This is a genomic window from Streptomyces sp. NBC_01471 (assembly GCF_041438865.1).
In the GTDB taxonomy this organism is placed as follows: Bacteria; Actinomycetota; Actinomycetes; order Streptomycetales; family Streptomycetaceae; genus Streptomyces.
The window spans coordinates 6,683,857-6,699,374 of sequence record NZ_CP109450.1 but is presented as its reverse complement, the minus strand read 5'-3'; the positions used below and the strand labels follow the sequence as shown (position 1 = coordinate 6,699,374).

The window sequence follows — 15,518 nt, the reverse complement described above, 5'->3', positions numbered from 1 at the left end:
CCCACGACCATCCGCGGAGACCGCGACGTCCCGGAAGTCCGCCGGCCAGGTCGCCGTCAGGCGCCCACGTAGGCCGCGAGGTGCTCGCCGGTGAGGGTGGAGCGGTCGGCGACCAGATCGGCGGGGGTGCCTTCGAAGACGATCCGGCCGCCGTCGTGGCCCGCGCCGGGGCCGAGGTCGATGATCCAGTCGGCGTGGGCCATCACCGCCTGGTGGTGCTCGACCACGATGACCGACTTGCCCGAGTCCACGAGCCGGTCGAGGAGGCCGAGCAGCTGCTCGACGTCCGCGAGGTGGAGTCCGGCGGTCGGCTCGTCCAGTACGTAGACACCGCCCTTGTCGGCCATGTGCGTGGCCAGCTTGAGCCGCTGCCGCTCGCCGCCGGACAGCGTGGTGAGCGGCTGGCCGAGGCTGAGGTAACCGAGCCCGACATCGACGAGCCGGCCGAGGACGGCGTGCGCCGCCGGAGTGCGTGCCTCGCCCTCGCCGAAGAACTCCTCGGCCCGGGCCACCGACATCGCGAGCACTTCGCTGATGTCACGGCCGCCGAGGTGGTGGTCGAGCACCGACGCCTCGAACCGCTTCCCCTCACACACCTCGCAGGTGGTGGCGACGCCGGCCATCATCGCCAGGTCGGTGTAGATCACGCCCGCACCGTTGCAGTTGGGGCAGGCACCCTCGGAGTTGGCGCTGAACAGCGCCGGCTTCACGCCGTTGGCCTTCGCGAACGCCTTGCGGATCGGGTCGAGCAGTCCGGTGTACGTCGCCGGGTTGCTCCGCCGGGAGCCGCGGATCGCGTCCTGGCCGACCGACACCACCCCCTCGTCGGCGTGGATCGAGCCGTGCACGAGCGAACTCTTGCCGGAGCCCGCGACGCCGGTGACCACGGCCAGTACCCCGAGCGGGATGTCGACGTCGACGTCGCGCAGGTTGTGCGCCGTCGCGCCGCGGATCTCCAGCGTGCCGGTGGGCGTCCGCACCTTCTCCTTGAGCGCGGACCGGTCGCCGAGATGGCGGCCGGTGAGTGTGGAGCCGGCCCGCAGCCCCTCGACGGTGCCCTCGAAGCAGACGGTGCCGCCCTCGGTCCCGGCGCCCGGCCCGAGGTCGACCACATGGTCGGCGATCGCGATCGTCTCCGGCTTGTGCTCCACGACGAGCACCGTGTTGCCGTTGTCCCGCAGCCGCAGCAGCAGGTCGTTCATCCGCTGGATGTCGTGGGGGTGCAGGCCGATGGTGGGCTCGTCGAAGACGTAGGTGACGTCGGTGAGCGACGAGCCGAGATGGCGGATCAGCTTGACGCGCTGCGCCTCGCCGCCCGACAGCGAGCCGGACGGCCGGTCGAGCGAGAGGTAGCCGAGGCCGATCTCCACGAACGAGTCGAGGGTCTGCCGCAGTTTCGCCAGGAGCGGCGCCACCGAGGGGTCGTCGACGCCGCGGACCCACTCGGCCAGGTCGGAGATCTGCATCGCGCACGCGTCGGCGATGCCGGTCCCGCCGATCCGCGAGGACCGGGCCGCCTCGGCGAGCCGCGTGCCGTCGCACTCGGGACAGACGGTGAAGGTGACCGCCCGGTCCACGAACGCCCGGATGTGCGGCTGCATCGCGTCCCGGTCCTTGGAGAGCATCGACTTCTGGACCCGGAGGATCAGTCCCTCGTAGGTCATGTTGATGCCCTCGATCTTCATCCTGGTCGGCTCGCGGTGGAGGAAGTCGTGCAGCTCCTTCTTGGTGTACTTGCGGATCGGCTTGTCCGGGTCGTAGAAGCCCGATCCGCTGTAGAGCCGGTAGTTCCAGCCGCCCTGCTTGTAGCCGGGCACGGTGAGCGCGCCCTCGGAGAGCGACTTGGAGTCGTCGAAGAGCTGGGTGAGGTCGAGGTCGGTGACCGTGCCACGCCCCTCGCACCGCGGGCACATGCCGCCGGTGACGCTGAAGCTGCGCCGCTCCTTCACGGTCTTCCCGCCGCGCTCCATCGTGACCGCGCCCGCTCCGCTGACCGAGGCGACGTTGAAGGAGAAGGCCTGGGGCGACCCGATGTGCGGCTTTCCGAGCCGGCTGAAGAGGATGCGCAGCATCGCGTTGGCGTCGGTGGCGGTGCCGACCGTGGAACGCGGGTCGGAGCCGATGCGCTGCTGGTCGACGATGATCGCGGTGGTGAGCCCGTCGAGTACGTCGGCATCGGGCCGCCCCAGCGTCGGCATGAAGCCCTGGACGAAGGCGCTGTAGGTCTCGTTGATCAGCCGCTGCGACTCCGCGGCGATCGTGCCGAAGACCAGAGAGCTCTTGCCCGAGCCGGAGACGCCGGTGAACACCGTCAGCCGGCGCTTCGGGATCTCGACGCTGATGTCCTTGAGGTTGTTCACCCGTACGCCGTGCACGCGGATCAGGCCGTGGCTGTCGGCAACGTGCGGCGCAGACGGCTGTGCGCCCGTCCTCCTGGCCATGCTTATCGTGTCTCCATCTGTCGGGCGGGGCCGCCTTCACGGTCTCCCCGCCGGGTCACCCGGCTCGGCCGGACCCGCCCCGGCCGGGTCGGGCGGTCATTCTCCTGCGTGGCGGAAGAGGGACACTCACGGGTCCTGGAGGAGGCCGAGGACATTGCCGTCGGGGTCGGTGACCGTGGCCACCAGACGGCCCCCGCCGACGTCGTGCGCGGGCTCCTTCACGACGGCACCCGCGGCGGTCACCTCGGCGAGCTTCGCCTCGATGTCCGGCACCTGCCAGTAGGCCACCGGCGCGGTCATCCCCTGCTGCGCACCGCCCGGAACCAGCCCGATGTGCTGCCCGGCGACCTCGAAGCCGACGTAGTAGGACTCGTCGGCAAGCGGCGGTACGCCGAGGAGAGCGCTGTAGACCGGCTTGGCAGCCGCCAGGTCGGAGACGGGGTGCAGCACGGTTTTGATTCCCTGGTTCGCCGAGTCGGTCATGGTCGCTCCTGAAGTCGTGGGCCGCATTCGCCCGGTGCGTGGATGCTGACGTCCATGCTGGTCACGCTAGTGCGGCTCACCGGGCCGTGCTTCTCGATTCCTGACCGGTTCCCGGGCGGCTCATGATCCCGCCGGGCCGGCCGGTCGCCCCGGCCGGGCCCCGTCACAGCGGGGTGAGCGAGGCTGACACCGTTACTACCGACCGGTAGGGTCGGGGCCCCGAGGAACGGAGCCACCATGGCCCGCACATTCTCAGTGTCCGGCGACATCGTCGTCGACGCCGCACCGTCGGCGGTGTACGACCAGGTCAGCAACCCCGCCCTGATGGGGCGGTGGAGTCCGGAGAACCTGGGCGCGACCCTGCGTGAGACGGGCAGGACGGCGTTCGTCGGCATGGTCTTCGACGGGCACAACAAGCGCGGGGCCTTCCGCTGGACGACGCGCTGCACGGTGACCGCGGCAGACCCCGGCGAGCGGTTCGCCTTCCGGGTGCACGCCATCGGGATCAGGCAGCCGCGGCTGCCGGGGCCCATCGCCACCTGGGAGTACCGCTTCGAGAGCGCCGGTACGGGCACGAAGGTCACCGAGACCTGGACGGACGACCGGCGCGCGTGGCCGGACTTCGCGGCCAACGCCTTCGACCGGATCGCGACCCGCGGGCACGTCTTCGCGGTGTTCCAGCAGAAGAACATCCGGACCACGCTGCGCAATCTCAAGGCGGCCGTGGAGGCACCGGCCGCGTGACCGGGCGGCGGCCGGTCGTGGCGCCGCCCGCCCGGAGCGCCGGGCGGGCGTATGTGATCCGATGGGACCGACTGCCCTGTTGTCCAGCCCTGGAGAGAGGCGTCCGGCATGTCCCAGGAACCGTTCCGCAAGCCTGATCTGACGTCCAGGCCCTTCCGGCTGACGACCGGGCGCACCCTGGCCGCCGCCCCCGGGGTCCTCTATCTGGCCTGGACCGAACAGTTCGACCGGTGGTTCGCGGCCCCCGGTTCGGTACGGATGACGCCCGAGGAGAGCGCGCCGTTCTTCTTCGAGACGGAGTACGCGCCCGAGCCGGGTGGCCCGGTGGCACGGCATCCGCACTACGGCCGGTTCCTGCGACTGGAGCGGGACCGCCTCGTCGAGCTGACCTGGGTCACGGGTGCGGGCGGCGCCGAGGGCGCCGAGACGGTCGTCACCGTCGAACTCGCGCCGGAGGGGGACGGCACGCGCCTTACGCTCACCCATGCGGGCTTCGCCTCCGAGGAAGCCCCGCGACCGCACCGCCGACGCCTGGCCCCTGGTCCTCGAACAGCTCGACCGGCAGACCGCACCGGCGGGCTGAGACCACGCCACGGGACGGGCGGCCGGCTCAGCCGCGGACAGCTGTCTCCAGGCGCAGGCTCCAGCGGCCCGGCAGACCGGTCAGGGTCACCGTGGAGAGCGGCGGCACATCGACATTCCAGTACGTCGACGGCGGCGCCTTGAGCGCGTAGACCAGGGCGGCCCGCACGACGGACGGTTCGGCGACCGCGACGATGGACCCGTCGCACGGAGGCCGGGTCTCCAGCCAGTTCCCTATCCGCGAGATGAAGCCCAGCAGTGATTCGCCGCCGTGCGGGGCCGAGCGTGGGTCGGCGAGCCAGACGTCGACCGCCGCGGGTTCGCGTGCCGTCACCTCCGCCAGGGTGAGCCCGCGCCACCGCCCCATGTCGCAGTCACTCAGAGCGGGTTGGAGCAGCGGAGCGAAGCCGAGCGCATCGCCGGTGGCCCGGCTGCGTGCGGTGGGCGAGCAGTAGCGCAGCTCGGCCGCGGCCAGCGGGACGAGGAAGCCCGCCGAGAGCTGCACCTCGTGCCAGCCTGCGTGGTCGAGTGGCCGGTCGTCGTCGAAGCGCTCGGCGAGCCGGGAGGAACTGCGTGCGGCGGCGACCAGCGTGACGCGAACGCTCATGGCCGCGATCGTGCGACTGAAACCCTGCCGGGTCAAGGGGTGGCGGAGAACCCGCAGCAGCCCGCGCCGCCTCAGCCGAGCGCCTCGTCGCACGCCGTGCGCAGCCTCCGCACCCCTTCGGCGATCTCGCCCTGCCCCGCCACCCCGGCGAAACTCAGCCGCAGGTGCGGAGCGGGCGGTTCGGCGGAGAAGTAGGGGCGGCCCGGCGCGACCGCGACGCCCGCGCGGAGGGCCGCCGAGACCACCGCCGCCTCGTCCGAGCCGTCGGGCAGCCGCAGCCAGAGGTGGTAGCCGCCGCTGGGGACGTACGGGAGGTCCAGCTCGGGGAGACTGCCGCGGAGCGCGGTGGCGAGGGTGTCCCTGCGATCTCTCAACTGCCCTGAAACAGAACGGAGATGACGGTTCCACGCGGGCGATCCGACCAGTTCGACGGTGGCCTCCTGGAGCGGGCGCGGGACGAAGAAGCTGTCGACGACCTGGATCGAGCGCAGCCGTTCGAACACCGGCCCGCGAGCGGCCAGCACCCCCACCCGCAGGCTGGGCGAGGTCGCCTTGGTGAGCGAGCAGACATGCACGACCACACCGTCGTGGTCGTCGGTGGCCAGCGGCCTCGGCAGAGGCCCCGCGTCCTCGTGGACGAGCCTGCGGACGAAGTCGTCCTCGATGACGAACGCCCCCGCCTCCCGGGCGATGCGCAGCACCTCCGGGCGGCGGGCGTCGCTGAGTACCGCGCCGGTCGGATTCTGGAACAGCGGCTGGCAGACGAAGACCCGGGAACCGGTGGCGCGGAACGCGTCGGCGAGCAGTCCGGGGCGTACGCCGTCGGGATCCACCGGGACCGGCACCGGACGCAGCCCTGCCGCGCGGGCGACGGCCAGCATGCCGGGATAGGTCGGGGATTCGACGAGTACGGAGGCGCCGGGCGGAGCGAGCGCGCGCAGGGCCGTACTGAGGGCGCTCTGGCCGCCCGCGGTGACCAGGACGTCGGCCGCGGTGACAGGTCCGCCGATCCCCCGTGCGAACCACTCGCGCAGCTCGGGAATCCCGTCGACGGGGGGCCTCCCCCAGGCACCGGGCCTGCGGCCTGCCCGGGCGAGGGCGGCGGCCATGGCCTGTTCCGGCTGGAGCGAGGCGTGCAGATAGCCGCCGTTGAACTCGATGACGCCCGGCGGCGGCGCGGCGAGTGTGACCAGCACCCCAGACGCGTCCACCGCGCGGGGAGCCGCGTCCGTGGCGCCGTCGGCGCTGAGCGCGATCTCCTGCCAGGAGGTGTCGCCGGGTGCGGGGGTGTCCCTGCGGGGCCGCGCCCGGAACGCTCCGGCGCCCGGACGGGTCACGACGAGCCCCTCGGCGGCGAGCTGGGCGAGCGCCCTGGAAACGGTGACCGGGCTGACCCGGTAGGTCTCGACCATGGCCCGGCTCGACGGCAGCTTTCCATCAACCGGATAGCGGTTGAGCTCCCTTTTAAGGGAGTTCACCAGTTCGGCCACACTGCTACGCTCGTACATGACAGTACAGAGTAGCGCTACCGACCATTCACCGATAGCAGTCGGGGACAGCAGAGGCGACCGCGCCGCAGGCGGGAACGGCCACGCGGGCCGCACCGGGACCCTGCTCGCCGGACTCGGCGTGGTCTCCTTCTCACTGACGTTCCCCGCGACCGCCTGGGGCCTTGAGGGCTTCGGGCCCTGGTCGCTCGTCTCCGTGCGCTGCGTCCTCGCCGCGCTGTTGGCGGGCGGCGCCCTGCTCGCCGCGCGGGCCCCCGTCCCCGAGCGGCGCCACTGGGCCGGTCTCGCCGTGGTGGCCGCCGGGGTGGTCCTGGGCTTCCCGCTGCTGACCACGCTCGCGCTGCAGACCTCGACGACCTCGCACGCCGCTGTGGTGGTGGGGCTGCTGCCGCTCACCACGGCCGCCTTCTCCGCCCTGCGGACCGGGTCACGGCCGTCTCGCTCCTTCTGGGCCGCCGCCGTGGCCGGGGCGGCCGTGGTGATCGCGTTCACCGTGCAGCAGTCCGGCGGCGCGCTGTCCACGGGTGACATGTATCTCTTCGCCGCTCTGCTGATCTGCGCCGCGGGCTACACGGAGGGCGGGCGGCTGGCCCGTGAGATGCCCGGCTGGCGGGTGATCGGCTGGGCACTGGTCCTCTGCCTGCCACTGGCCGTGCCCGCCGGCGCCGTGGCACTGGCGATCGAACCCGTGCACCTCAACGGTCACAGCATCGCCGGAGTGCTCTGGGTGGCGGCGGGTTCCCAGTTCCTCGGGCTGGTGGTCTGGTATCGCGGCATGGCGGAGATCGGCGTGGCCAGGGCCAGCCAGCTCCAGCTCGCACAGCCGCTGCTGACCCTCGTCTGGTCGGTGCTGCTGCTGGGCGAGCACCTTCCGGTGGCCGCTCCGGTCGCCGCTGTCGCGGTCCTCGTGTGCATCGCGGTCACGCAGCGTTCCAGGACGAGATGAGAGGAAATGTCGTGGTTGTGCAGTAAGCGGTTGTTAACCCGGCGCCCCGGCCACCGGCAGGTCGGAGGTAACGTCTGGGGGCCGGGCGGGCGCCGGAACCATACGGGGTACTCGCCCGCGACGATCTGCGAAAGGCTGGATGTGACCGACATCGAACGCGTCGGAGTGGTGGGCTGTGGCCAGATGGGCGCGGGAATCGCGGAGGTCTGCGCCCGCAGCGGCCTTGAGGTGATGGTCGCCGAGACCACTGGCGAGGCTCTGGAAATCGGCCGCACCCGGCTCCAAAACTCTCTCTCGAAGGCCGCCGAGCGCGGCAAGATCACCGAGGAGGAGCGCGACGCGACGCTCGGCCGGCTGAGCTTCACGACCGACCTCGGGGAGTTCGCCGACCGCGACCTCGTCATCGAGGCCGTCGTGGAGAACGAGCAGGTGAAGACGGAGATCTTCCAGGTGCTCGACCAGGTGGTGACCCGGCCGGACGCGATCCTCGCCTCCAACACCTCCTCGATCCCGCTGGTGAAGCTGGCCGTCGCGACCTCCCGGCCCGACCAGGTCATGGGGATCCACTTCTTCAACCCCGCGCCCGTGCAGCAGCTCGTCGAGCTGATCCCGGCGCTGACCACATCCGAGGAGACGGTCAAGCGTTCCGAGGCGCTGGTGCAGGACATACTCGGCAAGCACGCGATCCGGGCGCAGGACCGCTCGGGCTTCGTGGTCAACGCCCTGCTCATCCCGTATCTGCTCTCCGCGATCCGGATGTTCGAGTCCGGCATCGCGAGCCGTGAGGACATCGACAACGGCATGGAGATGGGCTGCGCCCACCCCATGGGCCCCCTGAAGCTCGCCGACCTGATCGGTCTCGACACCGTGGCGTCCGTCGCGGACTCGATGTACGCCGAGTTCAAGGAGCCGCTGTACGCCGCTCCCCCGCTGCTCCAGCGCATGGTCGACGCGGGACGGCTGGGCCGCAAGACCGGCTCGGGTTTCTACCCGTACACCTGAGCTGTCCGTACCGGTGGTCCGGGTGGAGTGTGCGGGCGCGCGGCGGTGGCGCCCCGTCCCGCACACTCCGCCGCGGCCCGGCTCAGAGTGCGGACCGTGCGGTACGGACCGGGTCCGGCCTGCACAGCGTTCTGCTGCGGTCGTTGCGCAGGACGAGCAGCGCCACATCGTCGGTGATACGGCCGCCGGTGTGCCGCAACAGCGCGCCGTGCACCCGCTGGATCACCCGGGCAGGCGCCGCAACGCCTTCGGCGGCCGCGTCGGACAGCGCCTCCTCCAGCCGGAAGAACCGGAGGTCCGAGTCCCGCGCGTCGGTGGCCCCGTCGGTGTGCAGGAACAGCGCGTCACCGGGGAGCAGGCGGCCGCACCAGTGCGCCTCGACGGCCGCCGGCAGCGGGAACGTCCCCAGCGGGGGCAGCGGCTCGCCCCCACGGAGCAGTTCGGCCGCCTTCCCCAGCCGGTAGGGCCACGGGTGCCCGCAGTTGACCGCGGTCATCCCGCCCGCTCCGTCGATCTCCAGAAGCAGTACGGTCACGAACTCCTCGGCCGAGGGATGGCCGGGCTCGGTACCGCCCGCCGCCGGGTGCTCCTGCCGTGAGCGCTCCCGCAGGTGCCGTTCCAGCGCCCGTTCCAGTCTCCTTGCCACGTCCGGAAGTTCGGGCTCGTCGTGCGCGGCCTCGCGGAAGCTGCCCAGGACGGCGGCCACCGCGCCGATGGCCGCCAGCCCGTGACCACGTACGTCACCGATCACCAGCCGCACCCCGTGCACGGTGGCCAGCGCCTCGTAGAGGTCCCCGCCGACCACCGCCCCCGGGGAGGCGGAGAGCTGGCTCGCGGCGACGGTGAGACCGTCGATCCGCGCGGGCAACGGCCTGAGCAGCACCCGCTGGGCGGCGTACGCTATGGCGCGCGCCTGCCTCAACTCCCGCACCGGGCCCAGCCGGACACCTGCGAGCACACAGCCGGCCAGGGAGAGCAGGACGGCGCTGAAGGCCAGCCGGACGGTGATGCTGTCGTCGCCGGCCGGCGAGCGGACCAGCTCCCAGCCGACCACGACGGCCAGCCCGAGCGCGGGGATGCCGAAGACGACCGCGCCCCGCCATCCCCTGGTACGGATCATGCCGCCGCCCCTCATTTCCCGGTCGGTCTTATGATCGGGCGGGTCGATTCTGTAGGCGGTGCGCACCCGTTGGCGTACATCAGCAGTGCTTCTCACCCGAACGAGTGAGGGACGCGCCCGGAGATCCGGACACGCCCCTCAGTGTTCCCGTACGCGGAACAGCGGCTACGCGCCGCGCAGCACCGCCCCGGTGCGCTCCGCGGCGAGCGCGACGGCGGTGTCCCGCGCGGCGGTCGCCTCGTCGACGGTCAGCGTGCGGTCGGCCGCGCGGAAGCGCAGCGCGTACGCCAGGGACTTCTTGCCCTCGCCGATCTGCTCACCGGTGAAGACGTCGAACAGCCGCAGCGATTCGAGGAGTTCACCGGCGCCCTCGCGCAGCGCCGCCTCGACGTCCACGGCCGGTACCCCGGCCGGAACGACGAGGGCGACGTCCTGGGTCGCCACCGGGAAGGAGGAGATCCGGGGCGCGACGAGCGTGGTCGCGGCCCGCTCCAGCACATCGAGCTCCAGCTCCATGGCGCAGCTGCGCTCGGGGAGGTGGAACGCCTTGATCACGCGCGGGTGCAGCTCACCGGCGTGCCCGGCGAGGACTTCCGCGCCGTCCACCATGACGTACAGCCCGGCGCAGCGGCCGGGGTGCCACGGCTCGTTCCGGTCGGCGCGGACGATCAGCTCCACACCGGCCTCGCGGGCGACGGTACGGGCCGCCTCGACGGCGTCCGCCCAGTCGGCCGGGCGGCCCTTGCCCCACCAGCCGGCCTGCTCGCGCGCACCGGCCAGGACGGCCGCGACCCGGCGCGGCTGGCGCGGCAGCGCGGCGGTGATTCCGGCGATCTCCTCGTCGGTGGGCCTGCGGTCGACGGGCAGCCGCGCGGGCACCCGCTCCTCGCCCGTCGGCCGGAAGACCAGACCGGTCTCGAAGAGCGCCAGGTCGTGCGAGCCGCGTCCGGTGTTGCGCCGCAGCGCGCCGAGCAGCCCCGGCAGCAGCGTGGTGCGCAGCGCGGGCTCCTCGTCGGAGAGCGGGTTGACCAGCTTGACCGTGGCGCGGCGCGGGTCGTCGGCGGCCAGCCCGAGCTGGTCGAACGCGGCGTCGCCGGTGAACGGGTAGTTCAGCGCCTCGACGAAACCGGCACCGGCCAGCGCGCGGCCGACCCTGCGGTGCAGCCGCTGCCGCTCGGTGAGCCCGCGGCCCGCCGGGGGCCTCGGCAGCGTCGACGGGAGGTTCTCGTACCCCTCCAGACGGATGACCTCTTCGGCCAGGTCGTTCGGGTAGGCGAGGTCGGGTCGCCAGGACGGCACGGTGACGACGAGATCGTCCTGCCCGTAGACGTCGCAGCCGACCTGCTGGAGGCGGCGTACGACGGTCTCCCGGCCGTACGCGACACCCGCCACCTTGTCCGGGTGGTCGGCGGGCATCTGGAGGGTGCGCGGCGCCGACGGCGCGACGACCTCGGTGACCCCGGCCTCGGCGGTGCCGCCCGCGAGCAGTACCAGGAGGTCGACGGTCCGCTGGGCGGCCGCCGAAGCCGCCTCCGGGTCGACACCCCGCTCGAAGCGCTTGGACGCCTCGGACGCCAGCTTGTGGCGGCGTGCGGTGCGCGAGATGGAGAGCGCGTCGAAGTGCGCGGCCTCGATGACGACGTCGGTCGTGCCGCGGAGCTGTCCGGTCTCCGGGTCGGTGGTGACGTCGGCGATCTCGGTGTTGGCCCCGCCCATCACACCGGCGAGACCGATGGGGCCGCGGTCGTCGGTGATGACCAGGTCACCGGCGTCGAGCACCCGGGCGGCGCCGTCGAGCGTGGTGAACTTCTCGCCGGCCACGGCCCTGCGTACGCCGATCGGCCCGTCGATCCGGGTGCGGTCGTAGGCGTGCAGCGGCTGGCCGAGCTCCAGCATCACGTAGTTGGTGATGTCGACGGCGAGCGAGACCGGCCGCATACCGGCCTTCTGCAGACGGCGCTGGAGCCAGATCGGCGTCCGGGCCTCCAGGTCGAGGCCGGTGACCGTGCGGGCGGTGAAGCGGTCGCAGCCGCGCGGGTCGGCGATCTTCACCGGGTAGCCGAAGGCGTTGGGCGGTGCCACGTCGAGCAGCGCCGGGTCGCTCAGCGGCAGCCCGTAGGCGGTGGCGGTCTCCCGGGCGACCCCGCGGATCGACAGCGCGTAACCGCGGTCGGGGGTGACGGCGATGTCCAGCACCTCGTCGACCAGTTCGAGCAGCGCGATGGCGTCGGTACCCGGCTCATGCCCGGGGGGCAGCACGATGATGCCGTGCGTGCCGTCGTCACCCATGCCCAGCTCGTCGCCGGAGCAGATCATGCCGTGCGAGGTCCTGCCGTACGTCTTGCGCGCGGCGATGGCGAAGTCGCCGGGCAGCACCGCGCCGGGCAGGACGACGACGACCTTGTCGCCGACGGCGAAGTTCCGGGCGCCGCAGACGATCTCCTGCGGCGCACCGGTGCCGTTGGCGGTGCCGACGTCGACCGTGCAGAAGCGGATGGGCTTCTTGAAGCCCTCCAGCTCCTCGATGGTCAGTACCTCTCCGACGACCAGGGGGCCCTTGAGGCCCGCGCCGGTCTGCTCGACGGTCTCGACCTCCAGGCCGACGCCGATCAGCTTGGCCTGTACGTCACGGCCGGTCTCGGTGGCGGGGAGATCGACGTACTCCCGCAGCCAGGAAAGCGGGACCCGCATCAGATCTCCATCCCGAACGGCCGGGTGAACCGGATGTCACCCTCGACCATGTCTCGCATGTCTTCGACGTTGTGGCGGAACATCAGCATCCGTTCGATGCCGAACCCGAAGGCGAATCCGCTGTACTTCTGGGGGTCCACACCGCAGGCGGTGAGCACCTTGGGGTTGACCATCCCGCAGCCGCCCAGCTCGATCCAGCCCTCGCTGGAGCAGGTGCGGCAGGGGCGGTCGGGGTTGCCCACCGAGGCGCCGCGGCAGACGTAGCACTGCATGTCCATCTCGGCGGACGGCTCGGTGAACGGGAAGTAGTTCGGGCGCAGCCGGGTCGTCATGTCCTGGCCGAAGAGTGCCTGCACCATGTGGTCCAGGGTGCCCTTGAGGTCGGCCATGGTGAGGCCCTCGTCCACGGCGAGCAGCTCGATCTGGTGGAAGACCGGCGTGTGGGTGGCGTCCAGCTCGTCGGTGCGGTAGACCCGCCCCGGGCAGACGACGTAGACGGGCGGCTCGCGGTCGAGCAGGGTGCGGGCCTGGACGGGCGAGGTGTGCGTCCGCAGCACGACACCGGACTCGTCGCCCTCCGTGCCCTCGGGGCCCTGGACGAAGAACGTGTCCTGCATCTGCCGGGCCGGGTGGTCGGGCGTGAAGTTGAGGGCGTCGAAGTTGAACCACTCCGCCTCGACCTCGGGGCCCTCGGCGATCTCGTAGCCCATGGCCACGAAGATGTCCGAGACCCGCTCCATGAAGGTGGTCAGCGGGTGGCGGGCGCCGGCCGGGGTGCGGTCGTAGGGCAGTGTGACGTCCACCGCCTCCTCGACCAGGACCCGCTCGTCGCGCTCGGTCTCCAGCTCCGCCTGGCGGGCCGCGAGTGCCTTGTTCACGGCGCCGCGCGCCATGCCCACGCGCTTGCCCGCGTCGGCCTTGGCCTGCGGCGGCAGCGCGCCGATCTCGCGGTTGGCGAGCGCCAGCGGTGAGGTACCGCCGGTGTGGGCCGTCTTGGCGTGTGCGAGCGCGTCGAGGTCGCCCGCAGCGGCGAAGGCGGCGAGCGCCTCGCTCCGCATCCGCTCGATCTCTTCCGGTTTCAGTGCCTCGACCTCAACAGGGTCGTACGACTTGTTCGGTGCCGACATCTCTTCCCGTACTTCCGATTTCTGGCTGAGGCGACCTGCTCGCCGACAGCGACGTCAAGGACGCAAACGTGCCAAAGGTCGATTCTAGAGGCCGCATGGGGTCGAAGAAGCCCGCAGGTCCTCAGGCACACCCGTCGCCCGCCGCCACGCTTGCGCGACGCTTCGCGACATTTCCTATTTCAGGTACGCCGGAGCCCCCACGGGCAGGATAAATCGGAACTCCGCGCCGCCGCCCGCCCCGCGGCCGACGGTGATCGTCCCGCCGTGCGCCTCGACGATGCCCTTGACGATGTACAGGCCGAGCCCGGTGCCGCCGCGTTTGCTGCCCCGCCAGAAGCGGGTGAAGACGCGGCTCATCGACTCCTCGGGGATGCCGGGGCCCTCGTCGGTCACCGTGACGCCCGTCCCCTTCTCGTCGTTCTTCGCGGCGGCTGCCGCCACCTCGATGGTGACGGTTCCCTCACCGTGGCGCACGGCGTTTTCCAGCAGATTGCCGAGGATCTGGTCGATCTTGTCCGGGTCGGCCCAGAGATCGGGCAGCGGCTGTTGGATCCGGACCAGGAACCGGTCGGGGTCCTGGCCGGACGCGGTGTGTGCCTGGATGTGCCGGTCGACGGCCGCGCCGATGTCGACGGGCTGGCGGCGCAGTTCCAGGCGGCCCGAGTCGATGCGCGAAATGTCGAGGAGCTCGGCGATCAGCCGGGTGACCCGGTTGGCGTCGGCGTCGACGGTCTCCAGCATGAGCCGCTTCTGTGCGTCGGTGAAGCGCTCCCACTTCGCGAGCAGGGTCGCGGTGAATCCTTTGACCGAGGTCAGCGGGGAGCGCAGCTCGTGCGCGACGGTGGCTATCAGCTCGGCGTGGCTGCGCTCGGTGCGGCGGCGCGCCTCGGTGCCCCGGAGCGAGACGACCACCCGCCGGACGGGCCCGGTGGGGTGCTCCCGTATGTACCGCGCGGAGACCAGCACCTCGCGCCCGCCCGGCAGCAGCAGATTGCGCTCGGGCTGGCCGTAGCGGATGGCGAGCCCCCCGTACGGGTCGGTCAGGGTCCACCAGCGGCGGCCCTTGAGGTCCTCCAGGGGCAATGCCCGCTCCAGCGGGAGGCCCAGTGCGGCGGCGCGCGGTACGGCGGTGATCCGTGCGGCGGCGGTGTTGAAGCAGACGATCCGGCCGTGCTCGTCGGCGACGACCAGACCGTCGGGGAGTTCGTCGGGGTCGACCCCGGATCCGGTGACACCGGCGGACCCGCCGGTTCCGTTCAGCACCGGTCCGTGTCCGTGCGATGACGCACCGCCCGATGAGACAGCCATCCCCGTATCCCACCTCTCCGGATAGCGCAGTGGGCCCCCGAACTCGTCACCCTACTAGGTGGAGGTCACGGAGCGGCACCCTCCGGAAGCACGCTGCGCACGGGCGGAGGCGTAGAGGCAGACCGCGGCGGCCGTCGCGAGGTTGAGGCTCTCGGCCCGGCCGTGGATGGGGACACGGACCACGGCGTCGGCGAGGGCCCGGGTCTCCTCGGGGAGCCCCCAGGCCTCGTTGCCGAACACCCAGGCGCTCGGACCCCCCATGGTGCCCGCGTCGAGCTCGGCGTCGAGGTCGGCCTCGCCCGCGCCGTCGGCGGCGAGGATCCGTACCCCGGCGGCCTTCAGTCCGGCGACGGCCCGCTCGACGGGGACGCCGATCGCGACCGGCAGGTGGAAGTGCGAACCGACCGACGCGCGCACGGACTTGGGGTTGTACAGGTCGACGGAGGCGTCGGTGAGGACGACCGCGTCGGCGCCCGCGGCATCGGCGCAGCGCAGCACCGTGCCGGCGTTGCCGGGGTCGCGGACATGCGCGAGCACGGCCACCAGCCGGGGCCGCGCCGCGAGGATCTCGTCGAACGGCGAGTCCAGGAAGCGGCAGACTCCGACGAGGCCCTGCGGGGTGATGGTCTGGGAGAGCTCGGCGAGCACGTCGTCGCCCGCCAGGTGGATGCGCGCCCCGGCGTCCCGTGCCGCGGCGACGACGGTCCCGTACCGCTCGGCGGCCTCCACGGTGGTGAACAGTTCCACGAGCGTCGGCTCGCCGCCGACCCGGTGCTGCACGGCCTCGCGCACGGCCTGCGGCCCCTCGGCGATGAACCGCCGTTCCTTGGTGCGGAAGTTGCGCCGGGCGAGCCGCTTCGCGGCGGCGACGCGCGGGGAGCGCGGGGAGATCAGCTCGGCGGGGGTGCCCATGGTCGGCGTTTCACCTTACTCACGTGACTCACGTACGGAACTGCGTC

The 15,518-nt window shown here is 72.0% G+C and carries 12 protein-coding genes and 1 pseudogene; 4 read left to right on the top strand and 9 right to left on the bottom strand.

Features of this window, described 5'->3' with window-relative positions; genetic code table 11:
* Positions 1-56 precede the first annotated feature (56 nt).
* Positions 57-2,441: an excinuclease ABC subunit UvrA gene (locus tag OG285_RS30020; protein WP_356829484.1), complete on the bottom strand. Its 2,385-nt coding sequence runs from the start codon at positions 2,439-2,441 to the stop codon at positions 57-59.
* A 126-nt stretch (positions 2,442-2,567) separates the two neighbouring features.
* Entirely contained in the window at positions 2,568-2,924 is a 357-nt protein-coding gene (locus OG285_RS30015; RefSeq protein WP_371792735.1) for a VOC family protein, read from the bottom strand.
* A gap of 237 nt (positions 2,925-3,161) precedes the next feature.
* On the opposite strand from OG285_RS30015, the gene OG285_RS30010 reads away from it, so the two are divergent.
* Positions 3,162-3,668: an SRPBCC family protein gene (locus tag OG285_RS30010; protein WP_356829488.1), complete on the top strand. Its 507-nt coding sequence runs from the start codon at positions 3,162-3,164 to the stop codon at positions 3,666-3,668.
* A 108-nt stretch (positions 3,669-3,776) separates the two neighbouring features.
* A pseudogene (locus OG285_RS30005) lies at positions 3,777-4,124 on the top strand (SRPBCC domain-containing protein); the annotation flags it as partial.
* Between the two features lie 154 nt (positions 4,125-4,278).
* Here OG285_RS30005 and OG285_RS30000 read toward each other — a convergent pair.
* Positions 4,279-4,857, bottom strand: coding sequence for a histidine phosphatase family protein (locus tag OG285_RS30000; protein WP_371792734.1), 579 nt, complete (start codon positions 4,855-4,857; stop codon positions 4,279-4,281).
* Between the two features lie 71 nt (positions 4,858-4,928).
* Positions 4,929-6,365 carry a PLP-dependent aminotransferase family protein gene (locus tag OG285_RS29995; RefSeq protein ID WP_371792733.1) on the bottom strand — a complete coding sequence of 479 codons (1,437 nt, stop codon included), beginning with the start codon at positions 6,363-6,365 and terminating at the stop codon, positions 4,929-4,931.
* On the opposite strand from OG285_RS29995, the gene OG285_RS29990 reads away from it, so the two are divergent.
* Both OG285_RS29990 and OG285_RS29985 read left to right on the top strand, forming a co-directional pair.
* Complete coding sequence (locus OG285_RS29990; protein ID WP_371792732.1) at positions 6,364-7,311, top strand: DMT family transporter; 948 nt, start codon at positions 6,364-6,366, stop codon at positions 7,309-7,311. The genes OG285_RS29995 and OG285_RS29990 overlap by 2 nt on opposite strands.
* 141 nt (positions 7,312-7,452) lie before the next feature.
* Complete coding sequence (locus OG285_RS29985; protein WP_371792731.1) at positions 7,453-8,313, top strand: 3-hydroxybutyryl-CoA dehydrogenase; 861 nt, start codon at positions 7,453-7,455, stop codon at positions 8,311-8,313.
* Between the two features lie 82 nt (positions 8,314-8,395).
* Here the strand turns inward: OG285_RS29985 and OG285_RS29980 are convergent, their stop codons facing one another.
* The 5 genes from OG285_RS29980 to OG285_RS29960 form a co-directional block, all read right to left on the bottom strand.
* Positions 8,396-9,433 (bottom strand): PP2C family protein-serine/threonine phosphatase, encoded by a 1,038-nt coding sequence (locus tag OG285_RS29980; RefSeq protein WP_371792730.1) that lies wholly within the window; start codon positions 9,431-9,433, stop codon positions 8,396-8,398.
* A 165-nt stretch (positions 9,434-9,598) separates the two neighbouring features.
* A complete protein-coding gene (gene pheT, locus OG285_RS29975) occupies positions 9,599-12,124 on the bottom strand; it encodes a phenylalanine--tRNA ligase subunit beta (protein WP_371792729.1) in 2,526 nt (841 codons plus the stop codon).
* Positions 12,124-13,251, bottom strand: a complete 1,128-nt coding sequence (gene pheS, locus OG285_RS29970) for a phenylalanine--tRNA ligase subunit alpha (RefSeq protein ID WP_371792728.1) — start codon at positions 13,249-13,251, stop codon at positions 12,124-12,126. The genes pheT and pheS overlap by 1 nt, the downstream gene beginning before the upstream one ends.
* A gap of 174 nt (positions 13,252-13,425) precedes the next feature.
* Positions 13,426-14,559 carry an ATP-binding protein gene (locus OG285_RS29965; RefSeq protein ID WP_371792727.1) on the bottom strand — a complete coding sequence of 378 codons (1,134 nt, stop codon included), beginning with the start codon at positions 14,557-14,559 and terminating at the stop codon, positions 13,426-13,428.
* 54 nt (positions 14,560-14,613) lie between these two features.
* Complete coding sequence (locus tag OG285_RS29960; RefSeq protein WP_371792726.1) at positions 14,614-15,471, bottom strand: TrmH family RNA methyltransferase; 858 nt, start codon at positions 15,469-15,471, stop codon at positions 14,614-14,616.
* Positions 15,472-15,518: the final 47 nt, after the last annotated feature.

Bases quoted from the DNA above. Each gene is read 5' to 3' on its own strand.
- OG285_RS30015 (WP_371792735.1), bottom strand. From the start codon at position 2,924: ATGACCGACTCGGCGAACCAGGGAATCAAAACCGTGCTGCACCCCGTC.
- OG285_RS29995 (WP_371792733.1), bottom strand. From the start codon at position 6,365: ATGTACGAGCGTAGCAGTGTGGCCGAACTGGTGAACTCCCTTAAAAGG.
- OG285_RS29980 (WP_371792730.1), bottom strand. From the start codon at position 9,433: ATGATCCGTACCAGGGGATGGCGGGGCGCGGTCGTCTTCGGCATCCCC.
- OG285_RS30020 (WP_356829484.1), bottom strand. From the start codon at position 2,441: ATGGCCAGGAGGACGGGCGCACAGCCGTCTGCGCCGCACGTTGCCGAC.
- pheS (WP_371792728.1), bottom strand. From the start codon at position 13,251: ATGTCGGCACCGAACAAGTCGTACGACCCTGTTGAGGTCGAGGCACTG.
- OG285_RS30000 (WP_371792734.1), bottom strand. From the start codon at position 4,857: ATGAGCGTTCGCGTCACGCTGGTCGCCGCCGCACGCAGTTCCTCCCGG.
- OG285_RS29960 (WP_371792726.1), bottom strand. From the start codon at position 15,471: ATGGGCACCCCCGCCGAGCTGATCTCCCCGCGCTCCCCGCGCGTCGCC.
- pheT (WP_371792729.1), bottom strand. From the start codon at position 12,124: ATGCGGGTCCCGCTTTCCTGGCTGCGGGAGTACGTCGATCTCCCCGCC.
- OG285_RS29965 (WP_371792727.1), bottom strand. From the start codon at position 14,559: ATGGCTGTCTCATCGGGCGGTGCGTCATCGCACGGACACGGACCGGTG.
- OG285_RS30010 (WP_356829488.1), top strand. From the start codon at position 3,162: ATGGCCCGCACATTCTCAGTGTCCGGCGACATCGTCGTCGACGCCGCA.
- OG285_RS29990 (WP_371792732.1), top strand. From the start codon at position 6,364: ATGACAGTACAGAGTAGCGCTACCGACCATTCACCGATAGCAGTCGGG.